This window comes from Paenibacillus sp. FSL H8-0457 (assembly GCF_038051935.1).
Taxonomy (GTDB): Bacteria; Bacillota; Bacilli; order Paenibacillales; family Paenibacillaceae; genus Paenibacillus_AQ; species Paenibacillus_AQ lautus_A.
In genome coordinates, this window is the sequence record NZ_CP150293.1 from 2,585,366 (window position 1) to 2,607,003 (window position 21,638).

At 52.9% G+C, this 21,638-nt stretch carries 17 protein-coding genes; 13 read left to right on the forward strand and 4 right to left on the reverse strand.

The genetic code is table 11. From position 1 onward, the window contains the following. Positions 1-18 precede the first annotated feature (18 nt). The 3 genes from MHI43_RS11455 to MHI43_RS11465 form a co-directional block, all read right to left on the reverse strand. On the reverse strand, positions 19-1,266 hold the full coding sequence (locus MHI43_RS11455) for a glutamate-5-semialdehyde dehydrogenase (RefSeq protein WP_015734584.1): 1,248 nt from the start codon (positions 1,264-1,266) through the stop codon (positions 19-21). A gap of 57 nt (positions 1,267-1,323) precedes the next feature. Next, on the reverse strand, positions 1,324-2,427 hold the full coding sequence (gene proB, locus MHI43_RS11460; protein ID WP_036665582.1) for a glutamate 5-kinase: 1,104 nt from the start codon (positions 2,425-2,427) through the stop codon (positions 1,324-1,326). A gap of 365 nt (positions 2,428-2,792) precedes the next feature. Further along, the gene (locus MHI43_RS11465; RefSeq protein WP_015734586.1) at positions 2,793-3,986 is read right to left on the reverse strand and encodes a pyridoxal phosphate-dependent aminotransferase; all 1,194 of its coding nucleotides are present in this window, start codon (positions 3,984-3,986) and stop codon (positions 2,793-2,795) included. A 255-nt stretch (positions 3,987-4,241) separates the two neighbouring features. On the opposite strand from MHI43_RS11465, the gene MHI43_RS11470 reads away from it, so the two are divergent. Together MHI43_RS11470 and MHI43_RS11475 are read left to right on the forward strand one after the other, a co-directional pair. Beyond that, positions 4,242-5,054, forward strand: coding sequence for a carbon-nitrogen family hydrolase (locus MHI43_RS11470; protein ID WP_015734587.1), 813 nt, complete (start codon positions 4,242-4,244; stop codon positions 5,052-5,054). 92 nt (positions 5,055-5,146) lie between these two features. After that, on the forward strand, positions 5,147-5,332 hold the full coding sequence (locus MHI43_RS11475; protein ID WP_009595149.1) for a hypothetical protein: 186 nt from the start codon (positions 5,147-5,149) through the stop codon (positions 5,330-5,332). Between the two features lie 133 nt (positions 5,333-5,465). Here MHI43_RS11475 and MHI43_RS11480 read toward each other — a convergent pair whose 3' ends face one another. After that, positions 5,466-6,398 (reverse strand): LysR family transcriptional regulator, encoded by a 933-nt coding sequence (locus tag MHI43_RS11480; protein WP_015734588.1) that lies wholly within the window; start codon positions 6,396-6,398, stop codon positions 5,466-5,468. Positions 6,399-6,582: 184 nt separating this feature from the next. On the opposite strand from MHI43_RS11480, the gene leuC reads away from it, so the two are divergent. From leuC to MHI43_RS11535, 11 genes are all read left to right on the forward strand, one after another. Next, a complete protein-coding gene (gene leuC, locus MHI43_RS11485; protein ID WP_036665580.1) occupies positions 6,583-8,007 on the forward strand; it encodes a 3-isopropylmalate dehydratase large subunit in 1,425 nt (474 codons plus the stop codon). Between the two features lie 20 nt (positions 8,008-8,027). Beyond that, positions 8,028-8,630, forward strand: a complete 603-nt coding sequence (gene leuD / locus MHI43_RS11490) for a 3-isopropylmalate dehydratase small subunit (protein ID WP_015734590.1) — start codon at positions 8,028-8,030, stop codon at positions 8,628-8,630. A 237-nt stretch (positions 8,631-8,867) separates the two neighbouring features. Beyond that, a complete protein-coding gene (locus MHI43_RS11495; RefSeq protein ID WP_015734591.1) occupies positions 8,868-10,304 on the forward strand; it encodes an N-acetylmuramoyl-L-alanine amidase family protein in 1,437 nt (478 codons plus the stop codon). A gap of 41 nt (positions 10,305-10,345) precedes the next feature. Then, positions 10,346-11,041: a GerMN domain-containing protein gene (locus tag MHI43_RS11500; RefSeq protein WP_015734592.1), complete on the forward strand. Its 696-nt coding sequence runs from the start codon at positions 10,346-10,348 to the stop codon at positions 11,039-11,041. Between the two features lie 201 nt (positions 11,042-11,242). Continuing rightward, positions 11,243-12,628, forward strand: a complete 1,386-nt coding sequence (locus MHI43_RS11505) for an N-acetylmuramoyl-L-alanine amidase family protein (RefSeq protein ID WP_015734593.1) — start codon at positions 11,243-11,245, stop codon at positions 12,626-12,628. A gap of 38 nt (positions 12,629-12,666) precedes the next feature. Further along, entirely contained in the window at positions 12,667-13,269 is a 603-nt protein-coding gene (locus MHI43_RS11510; protein ID WP_015734594.1) for a GerMN domain-containing protein, read from the forward strand. A 78-nt stretch (positions 13,270-13,347) separates the two neighbouring features. Further along, positions 13,348-16,077, forward strand: a complete 2,730-nt coding sequence (locus MHI43_RS11515) for an S-layer homology domain-containing protein (protein ID WP_036665578.1) — start codon at positions 13,348-13,350, stop codon at positions 16,075-16,077. 85 nt (positions 16,078-16,162) lie between these two features. Then, a complete protein-coding gene (gene nth, locus MHI43_RS11520) occupies positions 16,163-16,834 on the forward strand; it encodes an endonuclease III (protein ID WP_009595169.1) in 672 nt (223 codons plus the stop codon). A 74-nt stretch (positions 16,835-16,908) separates the two neighbouring features. Further along, positions 16,909-17,127, forward strand: a complete 219-nt coding sequence (locus tag MHI43_RS11525; protein ID WP_009595261.1) for a hypothetical protein — start codon at positions 16,909-16,911, stop codon at positions 17,125-17,127. Continuing rightward, the gene (locus MHI43_RS11530; protein WP_015734596.1) at positions 17,093-17,374 is read left to right on the forward strand and encodes a hypothetical protein; all 282 of its coding nucleotides are present in this window, start codon (positions 17,093-17,095) and stop codon (positions 17,372-17,374) included. The genes MHI43_RS11525 and MHI43_RS11530 overlap by 35 nt, the downstream gene beginning before the upstream one ends. Positions 17,375-17,578: 204 nt before the next feature. Beyond that, complete coding sequence (locus MHI43_RS11535; RefSeq protein ID WP_036665577.1) at positions 17,579-21,220, forward strand: dynamin family protein; 3,642 nt, start codon at positions 17,579-17,581, stop codon at positions 21,218-21,220. Positions 21,221-21,638: the final 418 nt, after the last annotated feature.

Genomic DNA, 21,638 nt, shown 5'->3' on the forward strand with positions numbered 1-21,638 from the left:
TGGCTTGGGATGAATGATTTATTCGCGTATTTGACCACTACCGATAATAACATATTTGGAGGAAGTAAGCGCGGGTAACCCCATAGGTCCCCGGGCATGCAGCTTCTGGGTGCTGATCCCGATTTCGGCGCCGAAGCCGAATTCAAAGCCGTCGGTGAAGCGGGTCGAAGCGTTATGATAGACAGCCGCTGCGTCTACTTCCTGCAGGAAACGCTCCGCATGATCCTCGTTCTCCGTTACGATGCATTCGGAATGCTTCGTGCCATATACTGAAATGTGCTCGATGGCCTCATCCAGGCGGTCCACGATTTTAATGTTCAAAATATAGTCGTTATACTCTGTCGAGTAATCCTCGGACGTTGCGACGGCAGCCCAAGGGATATATTCCAGGGTTCGCTGGCATCCGCGCAGCTCGACATTACGCTCACGGAAAGCTTCGGCCAGCGAAGTCAGGTGCGATTTGGCATACTCCGCATGGACGAGCAGGGTTTCCATGGAATTGCAGACCGAAGGGCGCTGCACCTTGGCATTGATGCTGATAGCGGCGGCCATGTCCGGCCGTGCCGATGCGTCCAGGTACGTATGGCATATGCCCGCCCCGGTTTCGATGACCGGCACGGTGGCATTCATCACGACGTTCTGGATCAGGGAGCTGCCGCCGCGCGGGATGATGACATCCAGCAGTCCGTTCAGTTTCAGCATTTCATCCACGGAGGAGCGGTTCGGGTCCTCGATAAGCTGAAGCGCTTCTTTAGGCAGCGCAGTGCGTTCCATAGCTTCGTGAAGAACTTCGATGATTTTGCGGTTGGAGGAGAGGGCGGATGATCCGCCCCGCAGGACGACCGCATTGCCCGTCTTCAAGCACAGCCCGGCGGCATCGACCGTCACATTGGGACGTGCTTCATAAATGATGCCGATCACGCCCAGGGGAACGCGTTTCTTCACGATGTTCAGTCCGTTCGGACGATCGATCGTTTCCAAGGTGTCGCCGATCGGGTCCGGTAGCTCCACGATTTGGCGCAACCCTTCGGCAATGCCCTCGATTCTGGCTTCGTTCAGTGCCAGCCGATCCAGCAGGGAAGCAGAGGTGCCAAGCTCCTTCCCGCGCCGAAGATCCTCTGCGTTGGCTTCCATGATATTTGCCGTCCGCTGGATCAGGGCGTCGGCCATGATCAGCAGCGCCTGATTTTTCTCCTCCGTGCTCAGTCTGCCAAGACGAAATGCAGCCTGCTTGGCGAGCTGAGCTTTATTGCGTACCTCACTCATGATGATTCCTCCTTCGTATAGGTGATAAAAAGATTTAACTTCGGGATGCGATACGGACTATTTTAACGTAATCCATTCATCGCGGTGAATAACCTCGAGCCGATGGATCTCGCCGATAATACCGATGACTTGGCTGCTCGGCAATCCGAGCACGGCCTGCAGCTGGTCCTCGTCGTAATTGACGATGCCTCTGCCGAGCCTTACGTTGTCCATATTGACGACTTCCACCACATCGCCTGCATGGAAACTGCCTTCGATCCGTTTAACGCCAACGGGAAGGAGGCTGTGACCTCCGTGGATCAGCGCCTTCTCGGCACCGGGATCGACTACGATCCGACCCAGCGGCGAGGACATAAAGCCGAGCCATTGCTTTTTCACAGGCAGGGCCGACAGGTGAGTGGCAAAATACGTACCTTTGCCGCTGTGCTCCAATGCTTTCACCAGATCGCCGGGCTCGTTGGCTTTGCCGATGAATACGGGAACGCCGCCGCGGGTGGCGATTTTGGCGGCATCGATTTTCGAGCGCATGCCGCCGGTTCCGACGCTGGAGCCGGCCCCTCCCGCCATGCTGTAAATTTCATCGGTAATGTCATGAATTTCCTCGTATTTTATGGCATCCGGCGACTTGCGCGGATCGGCCGTGTATAAGCCGTCCGTATCGGTCAGGATGATTAATTGCTGAGCGCGGACCAGGTTGGCGACTAGTGCGGATAACGTATCGTTATCGCCGAATTTCAGCTCGTCAATCGAAACCGTGTCGTTCTCGTTAATGATGGGGATGACGCCTTGCTTCAAAAGCTCCGTAATCGTCATGCTGGCGTTGTTCATGCGTTTGCGGTTCGCAAAGTCCATTCTCGTCAACAGAATCTGGGCCGCTTTCAGTTGATGGGAGGCCAGCGCATTCTGGTAAGCCCGCATGAGCAGCGCTTGGCCCAATGCTGCGGATGCTTGCTTCTCATGGAGCAGCTTGGGCCTCGTCTCGTACCCGATCTCCCTAAAACCTGCTGCGACGGCTCCGGAGGTCACGAGGAGAACTTCATGGCCGGCCTCGCGGAGCCCGGCAAGTTCCCCGGCAAAAAACGCGACCGAATCCAGATTAAGTCCGCCTTCGTCTGTCGTTAGGGAGCTGCTTCCAATCTTTACGACGATGCGCGAGAGCATCGTGATCACTTCCTTGTATTTATGATGGTAGGAATGGCTGTTACGAATCCATTTCCCTGAAAACAAAAAAACTTTCGTCCTGTATGAGAAAGGACGAAAGTTGGACTTCCGCGGTACCACCTTTATTGATGAGCGCAGCTCATCCGGCTTTGGCCCTGTAACAGAAGGCGCTGTCCTGGCAAGCCAGGCCGCTCGGGGGTAGGATTCGGAAAGGGGTCACGGCAAATTCTTTCAGCCCATGGAATTTGCTCTCTGATCATCGTGCCGCATGCTTTCGTACTGGTCCCGTCTTTGCGTTTGGGAACTGCATTCGATTGTTATTGCAAGAATAGCACATCGTTTTTGATTTTTCAAAAGGAATTAGGTTAGCCGAACAGGTTCAGCTTGCCAATCCGGTAGGCGGCTTCCCGCATTCGTTCCTCGCTGCTTAACAGGCCGACGCGGACATACCCCTCGCCGTGATCCCCAAAGCCTACGCCAGGCGCGACGGCCACCTTGGCCTCCTCCAGCAGCAAGTCGGCAAAGGATACCGAGGTGTATCCCTTCGGCACGGGCAGCCAGCTAAAGAAGGAGCCGGCCGGTTTCGGGGCCTGCCACCCGATTTCGGACAGGGCGCCGAAGAAGGCATCCCTTCTCGACTGGTAGCGCGACACCAGTTGGTCGACGCAGTCCTGCGACGAGGTGAGAGCCGCAGCAGCAGCCGCTTGGATGCCGCCGAACAGGCTGACATAGATATGGTCCTGCAGCATATTGATCAGCGAGATGATGTTTCGGTTCCCCAGGGCGAAGCCGACGCGCCATCCTGCCATATTGTAGGTTTTGGAGAGGGTGTAGAATTCCACGCCCACCTCCTTGGCGCCTTCCGCTTGCAGGAAGCTGACCGGACGGTCTCCGTCAAAACCGATCGCCCCATATGCAAAGTCACTGGCTACCACAATCCCGTGTTCGGCGGCGAATGCCACTGTATCCTCGTAGAAGGATAAAGGAGCGACGGCGGATGTCGGGTTGTTCGGGTAATTCAGGAACACCAGCTTCGCTTTTTCCCGGTCTGCAGGCGATATAGCGCCATAGTCGGGAAGGAAGCGGTTATCTGCGGTTAACGGCATGAACTTCATTTGCGCGCGGGCGAGAGCAACGCCTGACCAGTAATCCGGGTAACCCGGGTCCGGGACAAGACAGACATCCCCGGGATTCAGGAGGATTTGCGGCAGCTGCACCAGCCCGGTTTTTCCCCCGAACAGAATGGCGACTTCCGTTTCCGGATCCAGATCGACGTTATAGTCCTCCTTGTATCGATGCGCGATGGCTTCCTTCAGAAAGGAAAAGCCGGTAAAAGGCGAATATTTGTGAAACAGCGGATTGTCGGCCGCCTCCTTCAGGCTCGATACGATATGAGGCGGCGTGGGCTGATCGGGATTTCCCTGGCCGAGATTGATTACATCATGCCCTTGAGACACTTGGCGGTTTACCTTGGAGACCAGGGTCGCGAAAAATTGCGTAGGCAGCTGGGCCATGATCTCGGCCGGCTCTATGTGGAAAACGTCTGGCTTTTTGTTCATTGCAGGTTCATCACTCCGTTATCTGATTACACTCTAAATACGTCTATAATGGAAAACAATTAGGATTAATTTAACACGATTTATCAGGGGTGTATAGAGGGAAATGGGGCTAGGGTGTTGCAGCAGCGGCGCTGGAGAGGCTATGATGATGACATATAAGAGAAGGTTGAACCCTGGAAGAAGAACCGGCCTATGCGTTTCATGATCGCATGGAGGCCGCCCTTGGATTCAACTCAAACAACGGGAGGCTGCAAGATGACTGGAGAAGCAAAGGCTCAGCTTCATATCGCACTTATTCAAGCTGACATTGAAATAGGCAACGTCCAGGCCAACATGGATAACATGCTCGGCATGATGGAGAAGGCGGCAGCTGCGAACCATAAGCCGGACGTGATCGTGCTGCCGGAGATGTGGAATACCGGATATGCGCTGGACCGGATCCAAGAGCTCGCCGACCCTATGGGGCAAGAAACCTCTTCGATGCTGAGCGAGTTTGCTCGAAAACACCGCATCCAAGTCGTGGGCGGTTCCGTAGCCGAACGGATTGAAGACCGGATTTATAACAGCATGTACGTCTTTAACCGGAACGGGGAGCAGATCGCCAAATATTCCAAAATCCATTTGTTCCGCCTGATGGACGAAGAGAAGTTCCTGCAAGCCGGACAGCAGACCGTAACCTTTGATCTGGAAGAAATGAAGGCGGGCGCGTCGATCTGTTACGATATCCGGTTTCCGGAATTGTCCCGCACCCTCGCGCTCGGCGGCGCTCAAGTGCTGTTCGTGCCTGCGGAATGGCCCCATCCGAGGCTGCATCATTGGAGAACGCTGCTCATCGCCAGGGCGATCGAGAACCAAATGTATGTCGTTGCCTGCAATCGCGTAGGAACCAGCGGCGAAACGGACTTTTTCGGTCATTCCATGATCATTGACCCATGGGGCGAGATCATCGCCGAAGGGGATGAGCGGGAAACGATTGTGACAGGCACGCTGGATTGCAAGCTCACGGATGAAGTGAGAGGACGCATACCGGTTTTTGAGGACCGTCGGCCTCATTTGTATGTCCAATAGAACATGTAAGATCCAAACCTCCAAATATGAAGTTTCATCTGGGCAGCGGCGGGTATACTATGGGTAATCCGTCTGAGAGGAGGCTTTGAATCATGGCAGAGAACAACCAATTCGACAGCCGAAACAATGAACAGGAACAAGAACAGAAAGAGCAGTTCCGCAATTTTGTTGAGAGCGTAGCCGGAGGCGGGAACGGGAAAAACGAATCGATTCAGGATCAGTCCCGTACCGCGGACGAACAGAACCGAATGATCGACCAGCATAATTTGCGCAAATAGGGTTCGGTTTATGATGATCATGGGTAATCTTTTGGCTTTCAGGTGAAAAAGAAAAAGAGGCACAGCCGTTTGTCGTTCGACGATGGCTGTGCCTCTTTGCTTATTATTCGTTTTAAACTGCATTCATTTGCGATTATTTATCTTGAACGCCTTCTACCACAAGCTTGTCCATGACCTGCTTGAACGTGTCGATGAACGCATCCGCCGCTTTGGACAAATACCGGCCGTTTCGGTAAGCGACGACCAGCGTGCGGCTCGGCACCGGATCCGCGAGCGGCAGATATACCGGAATAAACTCGCTGCGTTTCGCACGGGCAATGAACCGGGGAACCAGCGTAATCCCCATCCCGGTAGCGACCAGAGACTGGAGGGTCTCGATGTTGCTGCTCTCGAATACAACGTTCGGCTCGAAGCCGGCCTCCCGGCATATATCGAAGGTAAGCTTCCGGAAGCCCTGACCCTTCTTGAGCACGACAAACGCTTCGTTCCGGATTTCGTCGATCGTAATGGGGCGTACGGGATCGGAGGCCGCCCGCAGCGCAAGCGGGTGCTGGGGAGGAACCGCCAAATCGATCATCTCCTCGCCGATCGGAATCCAGGACAAGGACGGCTCCGCCAGGGGCAGCGCAAGCAGGCTGAGATCCGCCTTGCCGCTCGCCGTCAGCTTCTCCAGATTCATGGAGGAGTCCTCCAAAAGGGTGATTTCGATATCCGGATATCCTTTTTTGAAAGCAGGCAAAACTCGGGGCAGCAGATGAGAGCCGGTTATCGGCATGCTGCCAACGACGACTTTCCCCTTGCGTAGCTGGGAGATGTCCGACATCTCCTGTTTCAGCTGCTCGACGGCGTCCATGATCTTCTGCGCATGCTCGACAAAGCTGGCACCGGCATGGGTAAGCTCGACGTTGCTCGTATTTCGCTGGAACAGCAGCACCCCGAGCTCTTTCTCCAGCTTGGAAAGCTGCTGGCTCAGGGAAGGCTGGGCGATATGAAGCTTCTCCGCGGCGCGCGAAAAGTTTTTGTCCGCCGCGATTTGCAGCGTATATTGCAGTTGTCTCAGTTCCATGTAAGCATCACTCCGTTATAGCTGAATCCTATTACATCTATAGATATTATATCTTGGAACAATGAAGAAGGAAATGATATATTACTATCAACGTAAAGATGATGCGTTGTAGGCCTTCCCAATAGGGATAAGGGACTCAAGCAATTATCTTCTCATGGACGTAAAGAACAATGGGGTGATTATGATGAGTAAGAAGACAATGTTCGAAAAAATTTGGGATAACCACGTGATTCATCAGGAAGAAGGCAAGCCGGGTATTTTGTATATCGACCTGCATTTGGTCCACGAGGTGACTTCCCCTCAAGCCTTCGAAGGTCTGCGTCTCAGCGGCCGCAAAGTGCGCCGCCCGGAACTTACCTTCGCCACGATGGATCACAACGTACCGACGAAAGACCGTTTTAACATCACGGATCCGATTTCGAAGCAGCAAATCGACACCCTGACCAAGAACTGTCAGGATTTTGGCGTTACCCTGTACGATCTGGACACGATTGACCAAGGCGTAGTGCACGTTATGGGCCCTGAGCTTGGCTTGACGCATCCCGGCAAAACGATTGTGTGCGGCGACAGCCACACATCCACTCACGGCGCATTCGGTGCGCTGGCGTTCGGTATCGGTACGAGCGAGGTTGAGCACGTCCTGGCAACCCAATGTTTGCAGCAGGCTAAAGCGAAAACCATGGAAGTTCGTTTTGTTGGCCGCCGCAATCCGGGCGTAACGGCGAAGGACATGATCCTTGGCGTCATTGCGAAGTACGGAACCGATTTTGCAACAGGCTATGTTATCGAATATACGGGCGAAGCCATCCGCGAGTTGTCGATGGAAGAGCGTATGACGGTGTGCAACATGTCCATTGAAGGCGGAGCCAGAGCGGGCATGATCGCTCCGGATGAAACGACGTTTGAATATTTGCGCGGACGTCAATATGTTCCGCAGGGCGAAGCTTTTGATGCTGCTGTAGCAGCTTGGAAAGAGCTTGTGACAGACGAAGGCGCCGAGTTCGACGTGGTGGTTGAATTCGACGTGGAAACGCTGATCCCTCAAGTAACCTGGGGAACGAGCCCGGGAATGGGTACCGACATTTCCTCGACGGTTCCTAACCCTGCAGACTTCAAGACCGAGAACGAGCGCAAGGCAGCGGAGAAGGCGCTGGAATACATGGCGCTTGTGCCAGGGACCCCGATGTCCGAGATTCCGATCGATTATGTCTTCATCGGTTCTTGCACGAATGGACGCATCGAGGATTTGCGGGCAGCAGCAGCTGTAGCGAAGGGACATAAAGTGTCCAGCAATGTGACCGCCATCGTCGTTCCGGGATCGGGCCGAGTGAAGATTCAGGCCGAAAAAGAAGGGCTCGACAAAATTTTCGTCGAGGCAGGTTTCGAATGGCGCGAAGCAGGCTGCAGTATGTGCCTTGCGATGAATCCGGATGTACTGAAGCCTGGACAGCGCTGCGCTTCCACATCCAACCGGAACTTCGAAGGTCGCCAGGGCCGCGGGGGCAGAACGCATCTCGTATCGCCGGCAATGGCAGCGGCAGCTGCGGTTAAAGGACGCTTCGTGGATGTACGTGATTGGAACTTTGCAGCCGAAGAAGTTGTGAGCTAAGAAGGACGGAGGAGAAGTTTATGCAAGCATTTACGAAATTAAACGGTATTGTCGCACCTGTCGACCGGGTGAATGTAGATACGGACGCAATTATTCCTAAACAGTTTTTGAAACGGATTGAACGCACGGGATTTGGACAGTTTCTGTTTTACGAGTGGCGGTTTGATGAAGAGGGAGGCAATATCGACAGCTTCTCGCTGAACCAGCCCCGCTACCAGGGTTCGACCATCCTGATCTCGCGTGCCAACTTTGGCTGCGGATCTTCCCGCGAGCATGCGCCTTGGGCGATTCTCGACTACGGGTTCCGCGTGGTCATCGCTCCATCGTTTGCTGATATTTTCTACAACAACTGCTTCAAGAACGGAATTCTGCCGATCAAATTGTCGGAGGAGCAGGTCGAAGAGCTGTTCCAGCGGACGGAATCGAACGAAGGCTATAAACTGAACGTGGATCTGGAGAACAAAACGATTACCGATGATCAGGGATTGCACATCGACTTTGACCTCGACGAGCACCGTCGTCAATTCCTGCTTCAAGGATTGGACGATATCGGTTTGACGCTGCAGCATGAAAGTGCAATCGATGCTTACGAGAAAAAACATGGGGAGCGCTTGTTCGCCTAATTTCGCAATCAGGCTTCAAAAGGTTACAAGATTATTAAACTTCCATTTCCTGTGTAGGAAATGGAAGTTTTTTTTGGTATTATGGAATTAATATGCAGCGGCAGCCACGATGGATCAACGTTTGATGTCAGTATTTGTCCGGAAGCATGCATACGGGAATACTGATTTACATAGTTTAAGTTTTTTTTTGCTAGATTTGCTTTTCAAATTCAATCATGGGATGATCGAGGTGGATTCATGAAGAAGTTAGGGTTTGTAATGGTGTTGATAGTCTTCTTGCTGGCGTTTCCGAAGAGCGGCGAGGCCAGTTCTTCAAGTGCGACCATATTTCTTGACGGGGAACCATTGAATTTGTCTTCGGGCGTCCAGGTAGCCAACATGAAGGGCAATGTGATGATTCCGATACGCGTGGTATCCGAGAATCTCGGTTTCAAGGTAGGCTGGGAGAAGGCCAGCCAAACCGTAACGGTTGAAAATAGCGAGAAGACGGTCCGCATGGTGGTCGGCAGCCAGCAGGCAGAGCTGAACGGGGCCCAGGTAGATTTGAATTTGGCGCCTGTCTTGAACGGGCCTACCACGCTTGTGCCGCTCCGGTTTGTGAGCGAGCAGATGGGGCTTGACGTGAAATGGGACAACCAATCGAAGGCTGTGTACCTTTCAAGCGCCGCACTGCCTACCACCGGGGCCGAGATTGATCCAGGTGAAGGAAGCAATCCGGGCAATCAAACGCCTCCGCCTGTGGAAACCGGAAACAAGAGTACGCTTACAGGGCTTAGCTTTAGCGACAACCGTCTCATGATAGCAACAGAAGGCGCCGTGACGCCGAAAGTGTTCAGCATGACGGGGCCTGCCCGGATTGTTATCGATCTTCCGGACACCGTCTACTCTGCTTCATTCCTAAGCGGACATGCCGTGAACGCGCAGAACGGCGGCAGTATGGAAGCTGCGAATTATTCCGACGTTACGAATATTAGATATGCCGTGTTCAGCGACAACCCGCCAACCGTGCGTATCGTATTGGATTTGACTGGACCTAAGAATTATGCGGTGACCCAGGAATCGGGCATCATCATCGTTGATCTGAACGCAGAGGGCGAAATTCTCGTACCGCCGGTGCCGCCGGTTACCGGGAATGGCAAGAAAACGGTTGTCATTGATCCCGGTCACGGCGGTATCAAGCCGGGGTCGATCAGCCTTACGGGAAAAACGGAGAAATCATTTAATTTGGATATTTCCCTTAAGGTTGAAGCACTGCTCAAAAAAGAAAAGAATATCAATGTAGTGATGACTCGCAGCGACGATTCACATCTTGAGCTCAGCGATCGCGTGAAAATCGCAAATAATTTAAAAGCAGATATTTTCGTGTCCATTCATGGAAACAGCAACGCGTCCAGCAGTCCCAGCGGTACGGAAACGTATTATACGAGAGATTCCAGCAAGTCATTGGCGGATGTGATCCATAAACATCTTGCAAAAGCGACAGGTCTCAAAGATCGTGGAGTTAAATACGGTAGCCTTCATGTTACGAGGGAAACGACGATGCCGGCTGTCCTGCTCGAGATTGGCTTTTTGAGCAACAAGGGTGACGAAGCCCAGTTGTTTAAAGACGATTTCCAAAATCGTGTTGCACAAGGTATTGTAGAGGGTATTAAAGAATATCTTAAAGTACAATAATGTGTACAAGATTTGATGTAACTTAGAGGGGGACACAAGCCATGAACAAAAAATATTGGATGACCGGATTGCTGGCGCTTCTGCTTGCATTTAGTGCCGGCTGCGGACAAAAGCCGACTGCGGCCCCCGCCGAGACGGGTCCGGATACTGAAGCTGGACAAGTACAGACGCCGCAGGACGAACCGGGCAATGACAAGGCGGCGGATGATCAGAAGCAGGGCGAAGCCGAAGCAACTACCGTGAACGCGAGCGAAGGAACAAGCACGCCGCCGGAGAAAACATCCGCTGGAAGTACAGGTACGCCAGTCGATACGAAGGACGTGAACGCTGCGGAGGATCAAGCGAAGAAAGCGAATATTAAACTCTATTATACGGACCCGGAGATCATGGATTTGAAAGAAGCCAGCAAAGAGATCACGTACTCGGGCGAAGAGGATAAATATAAGAAAGCTTTTGAAGGTCTTCAAAAGAGCGGAGATGCCGAACTGAATCCATTATGGTCGGATAAAATCACGCTGAAATCACTTAAGTTCGACAACGGAGCATTGACGCTGGATATCACCAAGCCGGCAGAGGCGAATCTTGGAGCTGGAGGGGAAATGTTTGCGATTGATGCCTTGCAAAAAACGTTCTTCCAGTTCGATGAAGTGAAGTCCTTGGAATTGCTTGTAGACGGTAATCAGATTGAGAGTTTAATGGGGCATGTTGAGCTGGAGCATCCTATGACTCGAAAATAGAACAAAGGAACTAATTCTGAATTTCATATGAAGGACTAAACACCTATTTCGCTTGTCGAAATAGGTGTTTTTTTGGTAAATAGGGAACAATTTCGCAACTTTCAGTGAGTCTAAGCGTCTATAGGTTGTCAGGTGATGTCGGACAGGCCGAGTGCAGAAACGCCAATCTATGGCAAAATAATAGGATGGTAGGGGTGAAGGATGAAGAAGTTCGGTTTTTTAATGTTTCTCGTTGTCATCATGATTGCGTTTCCTAAAATGGCGGATGCGAGTTCGTACAGCGCAAGGATTTACCTGGATGGTCAACAAATCAATCTGTCATCTGGCGTGAAGGTGGAGAACAACAACGGTACCGTCATGGTCCCGATCCGTGTCATTTCCGAAAATCTCGGTTTTAACGTGAATTGGAACAAGGCAGCGAAGACGGTAACGGTTGAAGACGCCTGGCAGAAAGTGACGATGGTGATTGGAAGTCAGTATGCCGACATAAACGGCCAGCGTGTTCTAATGACGAAGGCGCCTGTTCTTCGAGGCGGAACGACCCTCGTTCCGATTCGCTTTGTAAGTGAGCAAATGGGCCTTCAAGTAAGATGGGATAACACGCAGAAGGCAGTCTATCTTACCTCGTCTTACGATGGCAGTAACCCTGGCGAAGAACCCGGCGTCGCTACGTCGACCGTGGACGGCCTCAGCTTCAGCGAAAACAGGCTGATGGTCGCCGTTACGGGCAATGCGAAGCCAAAGGTATCGAAGCTCAGCAGTCCGGACCGTATCGTCATTGATATGGCGAACACGAATTTCTCCGAGACTTTCAGCAGCAACGCCGATTTCGATGACGTGGCGAAGAGCGGCCAGATGACGGTGTCGGGTTACCCGGACGTCAAAGCCGTCCGTTACTCCCTGTATAACAGCAACCCGATGACCGTGCGGATCGTCATTGATCTGAACTATGCCAAGAACTACACCGTATCAGGCCTTGAGAACGGATCGGGCCTGTTCATTGTGGATCTGAACACGACCTCTAACCCTTCGCCGGAACCCGGTACGGGCGGAAAGAAACTCGTGGTCATTGATGCGGGTCATGGAGATCATGATCCGGGAGCGATCGGGGTAACGAAGAAGAGGGAGAAGGATTTCAACCTCGCGATGGCGCTGAAAGTTGAGAAGTTGTTGGCCAAAGAAAAAAATATCGAAGTCGTTTTGACTCGCAGTAACGATACTTTCCTCGAGCTGAAGGATCGCGCGAAGATTGCGAATGATCTGAAGGCTGATGTTTTCATATCGATACATGCTAATAGCGGCCCATCCACTGCAAGCGGAACCGAAACGTATTATTACAATGAATCTGACAAAGCGCTGGCGAATGCCCTTCATAAAGAAATCGTGAAGGCCATGGGTTTAAAAGACCGCGGAGTGAGATACGGCAACTTCCATGTTATTCGCGAGACCAAGATGCCTGGCGCCCTGCTGGAAGTCGGGTTCCTGAGCAACAAGACCGATGAGAGCAAGCTGTTTGATCCGGCAACACAGGATCGGGTAGCCGAGGCAATTGTCAGAGGCATCAAAAATTATTTGAAGGTTGATTAACGATACGACAGTGATCGTGATTGCAGGAGGTGGCTATTTTGAATAAAAAAATTTGGGCAGTCGGACTTTTGGCAGCCGTTATGCTGATTGGTGCCGGTTGCGGACAGAAACCCGGAGCAGCACCGGACGATACGCCGGAGCAAGTGACACCTGCACCTGATGATCAGACAGGACAGAGCAATGGGGGAACATCGAACGGTTCGGGGGGCACGTCAACAGGGAACGGCGGCAATGAAGCGACAGCGCCGGAAGCCAAAACGGAGAGCATTAAAGCTTACTATACGGACCCGGATTTGATGGAGCTGGTTGAAGGCTCGGCAGAGATCTCGTATAAGGAAGATCAGGAAAAATACGAAGCCGCATATCAAGCATTACAAAAGAGCGATAAGGCCGACATGGTTCCCCTATGGGAGAAAATCGAGCTGAATTCGTTGAAATTCGAGAACGGCGCTCTGACGCTCGACGTGACGGTCCCTGACGAAGCCAACTTGGGTGCAGGCGGCGAGTCGTTTGCCGTCGATGCCATCAAGAAAACGTTCTTCCAGTTTGACGAAGTAAAATCACTTCAAATTCTGGTCGATGGTCAGCAGACCGAATCGTTAATGGGGCATGTCGATTTGGAAAATCCAATGACTCGGTAATGATGGTTGAAGGAGATCACGATCTGCTGTCGAATATTAGTATATGATGAAGCAGTAGTAATTGAGAGGGGAAAGAAAATGGTACTTAGACACAGCAAACATGTTCATTCCAAAAAAGTGGTCTCCGCCGTCATGGCCGGACTTATAGCATTCGGAGGCGGAGCTTCGATCGTCTCGGCAGATGAAGAAGCAGCAAATGCGACAACGGCAAATGCACCCCAAACGGCCGTTAACGTATTCAGCGACGTGAATGCCGGTTATTGGGGAGAAAAGTACATTTATCAATTAGCAGCACAGGGGATCGTGACCGGGAATAACGGAAAGTTTCGTCCGAACGATCCTGTAACGCAGCAGGAAGCTGTGACGATGGCGATCCGGTTCTTAAGCATGCAGGATCAATTAAGCAGCGGCGCTGCGACATTACCGACAAATGTTAAAGTGAACGATTATTTTACGAAGTATGTTGAACTGGCTTTTCAGCAAAACCTGCTCGACAAGCAAAAAGAATCCGGATACACGGACGAGAAAGTCATCTGGGGCGCGCAGAAAGCATCCCGGGAATGGATTACCGAAGTGCTTGTCCGTTCCATTGGACGTACCGCGGAGGCCAATGCCGCCAAAAATAAAGCGACAGGCTTTGCGGACAACGCCAAGATATCCCCGGATCGTTTGGGATACGTTAATGTGGCGGTTGAGCTGGGCCTTGCCAAAGGCGTGAACGGAAACAAATTCGATCCGCAAGGGGCGGTTACCCGTGCCCAGCTTGCAACGTTCTTCAGCCGGGCTCAAGCGTACATTACCACGAATTACGAGAATCAGTACAAAGGCTCCATCGCTTCGATTGAGAACGGCAAGCTGGAGCTGTATGCCGACGGCAAGCTGAACTCATTCAAGCTGGATTCTTCCACGGCTTATTTTGCGTCCGATTCGGAGAAAAGATTGCAGTTTTCGGACATCAATCCATACACGCAAGCGGTGGTCGTCGCGAATAACGGAACCGCTGCTTACGTGGAAATTACGGATCCAGCCCAGCAGGTGGAGCGGTTTGACCGCACCTATGCCCGTTTGTCTCCGAACAACGTGATTTGGCTTGATACAGGCAGTACATTTGAAGAGCTGAGTTACGAGCCAAGCACGGTTTTCCTGGACCAGAACGGTATCCAAATCGATCCGAAGACGCTTGCTGCAGGCAGCTTGCTTACCATTGAGCGCGAAACCTACAGCCCGCAGAAAAAAATCGTGTCGATCCGCGTGAAGAGCGGCTTGGTGAACAAGACGGGAGCGGGCGTCGTCCAAAACGTGGACACGGCGAACAAAAGAGTAACCCTTAAGGACAGCACCGGTTATGAGGACACGTACACGTGGGACGATGCTACCGTCATTCGCTATCAGAATCAAATTCTGTCACCGGCGGAGCTGAAGAATGGTTATGCCGTGAATTTCACGGTAAAAAACAGCATTCTTCAATCGGTGGAGGTCACGCAAAGCGTCGACCGTACGATACAGGCGATGCTGTATTCTGTTGAAGAGAATGGAAAAACCATCACGTATAAGCGCAGCGGAAGCACGCAGCTCGAAACGAAGTTTCTGGCAGAGAAGCCGGAAATTATTATGAGTGGCGTGGCGAAGCCCGTTTTGTCCGATTTGCTCGCTGACGCCGTATCCGGCGATCAAGTGACGCTGACCATCAATGGCGAGGAAAAAATCACGAAGATCGAAGTAACGGGCCGTCAAATGGAACAGCTGGATGCCGTCACCATCGTCAATTACGATGCGAAGACGCACTGGCTGACCGTCAAGGATGCTAACAATCAGCCTCGCGTCATCATCCTGGACGATAAGACGAAGCTGGAATCGAGCAACGGAACAACGCTGGATAAAGTGGAGCCGCTGCTCGGAGCAGGACGCAAGGTCAGCGTATCGCTCATTGGCACCCGTGCGCTTTCACTGGAAGTGGTTTATAAAGTTGAAGGTAAAATCAGCAGCATTAACACAGCCAAGAAAGTGATATCGATTGTGGCCGCCAACGGAAAAGTGGAGGAAATTCCATACAACAGCACGCTGCTTGTAGAAATCTTCGGCAAATCGAACGCTTCCCTGGCGGACGTGCGTGTCGGCGACGAGGTTTCGGCGGAGCTGTCGACCAACCAGGATTACTTGCAGAGCCTGAAACTTAAGACATCCGCGCAGTTCGAGGTCGTATTCACCGAACCGGCGAAAAACCGCATTCGAGTGAAAGCGAATGGCGCTACAAGCGACATTTACACGGACAAAGCAACATTGACCGGCGATAGCGGACAAGCGATCCTGCTTGCAGACCTGCGTCCCGGAACTCTCGTTAATATTACGCTTCAAGGCTTAACGGCTGTTTCGGTTGCCGAAGTCAAATTGACGCTTGGCGAAGTCACCAGCTTGGATGCTTCGGGTAATGTATTGACCGTGAAGGATCATTCGGGCAACAGCCAGACCCTAGGCGTAAGCGGCGGCGTCAAGGTCGTCAAGAATGGTTCGACGGCTTCGAACTTAAGCACGTTGACGCAGGGAGATCGCGTAGAGATTCGAAAAGACATTCAAGGCGTAACGATCATCCAAGTCCTGGAGAAGATCGAGCGTGCGTTCTGGCAGGCGAACAACACCGAAATTCAAGTGAAACGCAAATCGATTAACGATAATTACCGATTTACGTTATCCGATAAAGTATTTGTTCATCAAGGTGACACGACTTTGTCCGTGCAATCCCTTAAGGAAAATGATAATATTGTACTGTACTTAAACAACGGTGTCGTTGTTGAGATTGTAAAACAGTAAATTATCGACCTGGGATTGCTCGAGAAACACCGTCTTGATGCGGGGATTTCCGCATCAAGATTTTTTTTTGCGGGAGGGAAATCATATGAATGCGGCAACGGTGCGGCATATTTTGGACACGATGGAGAGCATGTTTCCGGATGCACATTGCGAACTGAATCACAGCAATGCGTTTGAGCTGACCATCGCCGTGCTGCTGTCCGCCCAGTGCACGGATGAAACGGTAAATAAAGTAACAAAGGATCTGTTTCAGAAATACAAAACGCCTTTGGATTACGTATCGGTACCGATCGAGGAACTTGAGCAGGATATCAGACGGATCGGGTTATACCGGAACAAGGCCAAACATATTCAGAACTTGTGCAGGATTCTGATCGAACAGTATGGCGGGGAAGTACCGGAGGCTCATGACGAGCTGGTCAAATTGCCCGGGGTTGGACGCAAGACGGCCAATGTCGTCGTTTCCAACGCCTTTGGCGTGCCTGCCATTGCGGTGGATACGCATGTGGAGCGGGTATCCAAACGGCTTGGACTGGCTGCTTGGAAAGATTCCGTGCTGGAAGTGGAGAAAAAGCTGATGAAGCGGGTGCCGCGTGAAGAATGGACGATGACGCATCATCGGATCATTTTTTTCGGAAGGTACCACTGTAAAGCTCAAAATCCGCAATGCCCGGTATGCCCGCTGCTGGATGTTTGCCGCGAAGGAAAGAAACGTATGAAAACCTTAGCAGTCAGGAAGAATAAGGAACAACCGTAACACCAGCAAGAAACAGACAAAAAAAGAAACAGTTCATCTGATTCGGGAGAACACCGAACTTTGACAGCCGGCGAATGGGCATCATTGCAAGCAAGCCAGCGCGCTTGCCTTTGTCTCCGGATTTCTATTTCGGCCGCATGGGCGAATGGAAATCTGGAAACAACTGTGACCGAATAGAAATGCCGGATATTCGCAAGGTGAAAAAGGAATGCACCCCGGATCAGCAGGAGCTAAATTTAAAAGAGGATGGGATTACACATGAAATGCATCTCTGTTTACACCGACAATTTTGAATTGTTCTCGGATATTTTTGAACATGTGGTGGAGAGCCAGAACCAACTGAGCGAGAATGAAGAGCAGGAAGTGGAAGGCGTGACGTTCAGCCACTCCGGGGATGCTCCCGAGCATTATTTGGAGCGTATGTCTCAGAAGCCGGAAGTGGTCGTGATGCGCGATAAGTCTCGCGGTTTAACCATTTTGCAGCACGGAAACGTGTTCGAAATTTTGATTCCGGCAGAAGAGAACACCGTCGTATCTTAAGTTCTTCAAATTTGATGTTTTAAAAAATGAGATGTTGAACCCATGGCAGGCAAGGAAGCGATTCTTCCTTGGCCTGCCATTTTGCATAGAACGGGACAAACGGCGGATCATGAAATGATTCCTTTACGGCGCAAGCGGTGATAAAATAAAATGATGTGAACAGATGGTGTCAGAGATGGAGAGATCAATGGACAGGAGCGAGAAATGACATTGAAGTTGATGACTGATGAAATCGGATACAGCATGACGGAATTAAATAGAGTCCGGGACCGTTTTTTGGACTGGAACGACGAGTCTTCCTCCGCATTGACCGAGGATTTGATACGCAAGGGTACTGGCGGCGAGCTCACGCTTGCCTTCTGCGGTCATTTTTCAGCTGGGAAGTCAAGCATGATCAATGCGCTTTGCGGCAAAAAGGTGCTGCCCTCGGGTCCGGTACCGACGAGTGCCAATGTGGTCACGATTCGAAGCGGCGAGCCCCGGGCATTGATTCACCGGACTGTCGCGGACCATGGGGAGCCTATCAAGGTAACGATCGACGAACTTGCGGAATACTGCAAGGAGGGCCGGGAGTATTCCGCGATTGAAGTGTGGGATGACGTGCCGCTGCTTGGCGTGGACGGAGTATTGATGGATACCCCCGGCGTCGACTCGACCGACGACGGGCATCGGCTAGCGACCCATTCCGCTCTGCATATGGCGGATATCGTGTTTTACGTCATGGATTACAATCATGTGCAATCGGAGAGTAATCTGATGTTTGCCAAGAGCCTGTCGGATTGGGGGAAGCCGCTATATTTGATCGTGAATCAGATCGACAAGCATCGTGATGACGAGCTGACGCTGTCTTCTTACCTGAACGACGTCAAGAAGGCATTCGCCCAGTGGAAGATCACGTACAAAGGGTTGTTATGCACCTCGCTTAAAGTGCAGGAGCATCCCTATAATCAATGGGAGACGCTGAAGTCTTTGATCGGCGAACTGATATCCCGGAAGGAGCCGCTGCTGCGCCATAGCGTTTCCTGCTCCATTCGTCATGCTGCGGATCAGCATGTGGAAGCCTATACCCGCAGTCATCAGGAGGAGAAGGAACGGCTGCTGGAGGAAATGGGAGGCGAGGAGGCCGCAGCGGCGCTGCAAGCGCGCTTGCAGGAGCTGGAAGAACAAAAAAGAACCGTAGCGGGGCTGCCGGAATCGGTTCGCGCAGAACTCCGCAAGGAAGCCGATAAGCTGCTTGCCAATGCCAATCTAACGCCGGCGGATGTTCGGGATTTAAGCCTATCTTTCCTGGAGAGCCGGAAATCCGGCTTTAAGGTCGGGTTCCTCTTCTCGGGCGGCAAGACGGAGGAAGAGCGCCGTCGCCGTCTGGAGGCCTTCCATCATCGTTTGGAGGAGCAGACCTCTTCGCAGGTCGACTGGCATCTGCGTTCGCTGTTCCGCAATAGCGTCGAGCAGCATGCGGAATGGAATGCCGAATGGGAACGTTTGATGGACGCCGAACTTCCGGGCGTGCGGGAGGATATGATTACGCGAACCGTGAATCCGGAAGCCACGGTGTCGGGCGAATATGTATTGAACTATAACCGGGAGCTGGCCGAGGAAATCAAGGGCAGCTACCGCATGGCCGTGTTGGTGCTTGCCGACCGGCTGAAGGCGGCATTGACGGACGCTGCGGCCGTCCGTCTGCAGGAGCTGGAGCGCCAGGGCGCCGAGCTCCTGGCGCAATCCGCGGCTTCCGCCAGCTACGCAGCCCTGCAGCAGGCGGAAGCCGCCCGCGCGGGCGAGCTGGCCGAGCTGCTCCCGCCGCGCACCTCCCTCACCCCCGGCCTCCTGCCGGAGGTGAGGGAGCCGGAGGGGCAGCCTGCGCATGCGGCTGCCCAGGGCGGCGCCCCGGCGGCGCAGCCGGGGCAAGGGCGCACGGCGCCCCGGGCCGCCGCTGCGCAGGCGGCACCGCAGCGGCGGCAGCGGCTTGAGGCCGCGGCAGCCGAGCTGCGCGCAGCGGCGGCGCTGCTGGCGCCGCACCCCGCGCTGGCGTCGGCCGCGCGGGATCTGACCGCCCGCGCGGATGCGCTTGCGGGCGGCTCGTTCACCCTGGCGCTGTTCGGAGCGTTCAGCGCCGGAAAGTCCTCCTTCGCCAATGCACTGCTTGGCGAGTCGGTCCTGCCGGTATCGCCGCATCCGACAACGGCGGCGGTGAACCGCATATTGGCACCGGCCGAAGGAAGATCACATGGTACCGCAGACGTGCGTATGAAGAGCCGCGATATGTGGTGGGACGATTTGAAGTATTCCTTCGGCGTGCTGGGTCTCCAAGAACCGAGTCCGGCCAATTGGCGGAACGTGGCTGAAGGTTTGAATCCGGCCGGAATTCACCCGGCAGGCCTGCCGCATTACGGGTTCCTAAAGGCCGCCGCCTCCGGTTGGGATGAGATGGAGTCCAGGCTCGGCACCACGGAAACGGTAGAATTGGCCGAATATCGGGGATACGTGGCGGACGAAACCAAATCCTGCTTTGTCGACGGGATCGATCTGTATTACAGCTGTCCGATGACGGAGCAAGGGATCGTGCTGGTGGATACGCCGGGAGCGGATTCCCTGCATGCCCGGCACACCGGCGTCACCTTCAACTATATTAAAAATGCGGATGCGATTGTTTACGTAACGTATTACAACCATGCGTTCTCCAAAGCGGACCGGCAATTCCTGTCCCAGCTGGGCCGGGTCAAAGACAGCTTTGCCTTGGATAAAATGTTCTTTATCGTCAATGCGGCTGATCTAGCTCAGTCCGAAGACGAGCTGAATGAGGTGGTGAAGCATGTGCGCACCAATCTTACAGCCAGCGGCGTAGGCAGCCCGCATATCTTCCCCGTCTCCAGTCTGGCTGCGCTGGACAATAAGCGGCAAGGGGACGAGGAGAAATTGCAGGCATCGGGATTCCCTGTTTTCGAAGAAGCGCTGGGCCGATTTGCGGTGGAAGAGCTGCCAAGGCTGTCCCAGCGTGCCGGTTATGATGAGATCGCTTCTGTGAGGGACCGTATCCGGGGGTGGGCTGAAATGGCCGCTCAGGATGAGACCACGCGCAAGCGGAAAATCGGGGAGCTGGAAGAGGTGCAAAACCAAGCCATGGCCCGCCTTAACGCTTTGGCGGAGCAGGAAATGGCCCGCGACATCGGTCAAGAAAGCAGCGAGCTGCTGTTTCACGTGCGGCAGCGGCTGGAGTATGCCATGAACCGTTTCTTCCAGGAGTCGTTTAATCCTTCCGTGCTTCGGGAGGATGCAGGGCATTTGAAATCGGCATTTGCGGCTTGCGGACGTGATTTGATGCGAACGATGTCCGTAGAGCTGGATCAGGAACTATGGGCCACCACGCTTCGTTTGGAGACGGCCGGCCGCAAATTAACCGAAGCCGCGGCATTTAAGGCCGCAGCCGATATCAACGGCATGGCCGAGGGTCTGTCACTGGCCATACGCCGGGATCCGGACTGGGCACCGCCGGAGCTGGACGAAACGGAGCTGCAAATCCAAGGGGATTGGCTAACCTTCTGGTCGACCTTTAAGAATCCCAAACATTTCTTTGAGGGCGGCGGAAGTTCCAAGCTGCGCGAAGCGGCTGAGCCGAAAGTGAAGGAAGCCGTGGCGGGTGTGGTCGGCCTGCGGGAAGAGCAGCTGACGGACCACTATGTTCGAATGAGCGAACGTTCACTGCAGCATCATGTATCCGCATTGGAGGAACAGCTGAAGGAATCCATGGCTGCCATACTGGGTTCGCTGCAGGACGGCCAGTCTCCGTTGATGTGGCGTCAACTGGCGGATGATTTGGAAGCCATGATGAAGTCAGCGCAGTAAAGACGGAACATTCCCGTCTAGCATGAAGCAAGAGTTGCAATAGAATAGAAGCATGGTGCGAACTTCCGGTAAGGCCCGTTCCCTTTTTACCGGATGAATGAACGCCAATCACATGTTGAACCATCGAAAGACGTCCCATATGCCATCCGTGGCGGGGCGTCTTTCGTCCTATTATTATCGATGGACCGCTCTCCTGATGAAAGCGGCATAGGACGATATGGCATATTTTTATCCGCTGCAGCGAACGCGAATAGGATGAAACCAGCTTAGGATATTACCCTTTTTCAAGCATGTTCAAAAAAGTCGAAAATAGCGGATAAAGCCTAACGGTTGAAGGGACTGACAATGTGATTATATCCCCTAGTAATGATGAGAATTCCCGATGATTTCATCATGAAACAATGATAAGTTATACTAT

Coding starts and splice junctions, on each gene's coding strand:
- nth (WP_009595169.1), top strand. CDS start 16,163: ATGAATGCGGCAACGGTGCGGCATATTTTGGACACGATGGAGAGCATG.
- MHI43_RS11505 (WP_015734593.1), top strand. CDS start 11,243: ATGAAGAAGTTCGGTTTTTTAATGTTTCTCGTTGTCATCATGATTGCG.
- MHI43_RS11535 (WP_036665577.1), top strand. CDS start 17,579: ATGACATTGAAGTTGATGACTGATGAAATCGGATACAGCATGACGGAA.
- MHI43_RS11465 (WP_015734586.1), bottom strand. CDS start 3,986: ATGAACAAAAAGCCAGACGTTTTCCACATAGAGCCGGCCGAGATCATG.
- MHI43_RS11525 (WP_009595261.1), top strand. CDS start 16,909: ATGGGCATCATTGCAAGCAAGCCAGCGCGCTTGCCTTTGTCTCCGGAT.
- leuD (WP_015734590.1), top strand. CDS start 8,028: ATGCAAGCATTTACGAAATTAAACGGTATTGTCGCACCTGTCGACCGG.
- proB (WP_036665582.1), bottom strand. CDS start 2,427: ATGCTCTCGCGCATCGTCGTAAAGATTGGAAGCAGCTCCCTAACGACA.
- MHI43_RS11530 (WP_015734596.1), top strand. CDS start 17,093: ATGAAATGCATCTCTGTTTACACCGACAATTTTGAATTGTTCTCGGAT.
- MHI43_RS11515 (WP_036665578.1), top strand. CDS start 13,348: ATGGTACTTAGACACAGCAAACATGTTCATTCCAAAAAAGTGGTCTCC.
- MHI43_RS11495 (WP_015734591.1), top strand. CDS start 8,868: ATGAAGAAGTTAGGGTTTGTAATGGTGTTGATAGTCTTCTTGCTGGCG.
- MHI43_RS11480 (WP_015734588.1), bottom strand. CDS start 6,398: ATGGAACTGAGACAACTGCAATATACGCTGCAAATCGCGGCGGACAAA.
- leuC (WP_036665580.1), top strand. CDS start 6,583: ATGAGTAAGAAGACAATGTTCGAAAAAATTTGGGATAACCACGTGATT.
- MHI43_RS11470 (WP_015734587.1), top strand. CDS start 4,242: ATGACTGGAGAAGCAAAGGCTCAGCTTCATATCGCACTTATTCAAGCT.
- MHI43_RS11475 (WP_009595149.1), top strand. CDS start 5,147: ATGGCAGAGAACAACCAATTCGACAGCCGAAACAATGAACAGGAACAA.
- MHI43_RS11500 (WP_015734592.1), top strand. CDS start 10,346: ATGAACAAAAAATATTGGATGACCGGATTGCTGGCGCTTCTGCTTGCA.
- MHI43_RS11455 (WP_015734584.1), bottom strand. CDS start 1,266: ATGAGTGAGGTACGCAATAAAGCTCAGCTCGCCAAGCAGGCTGCATTT.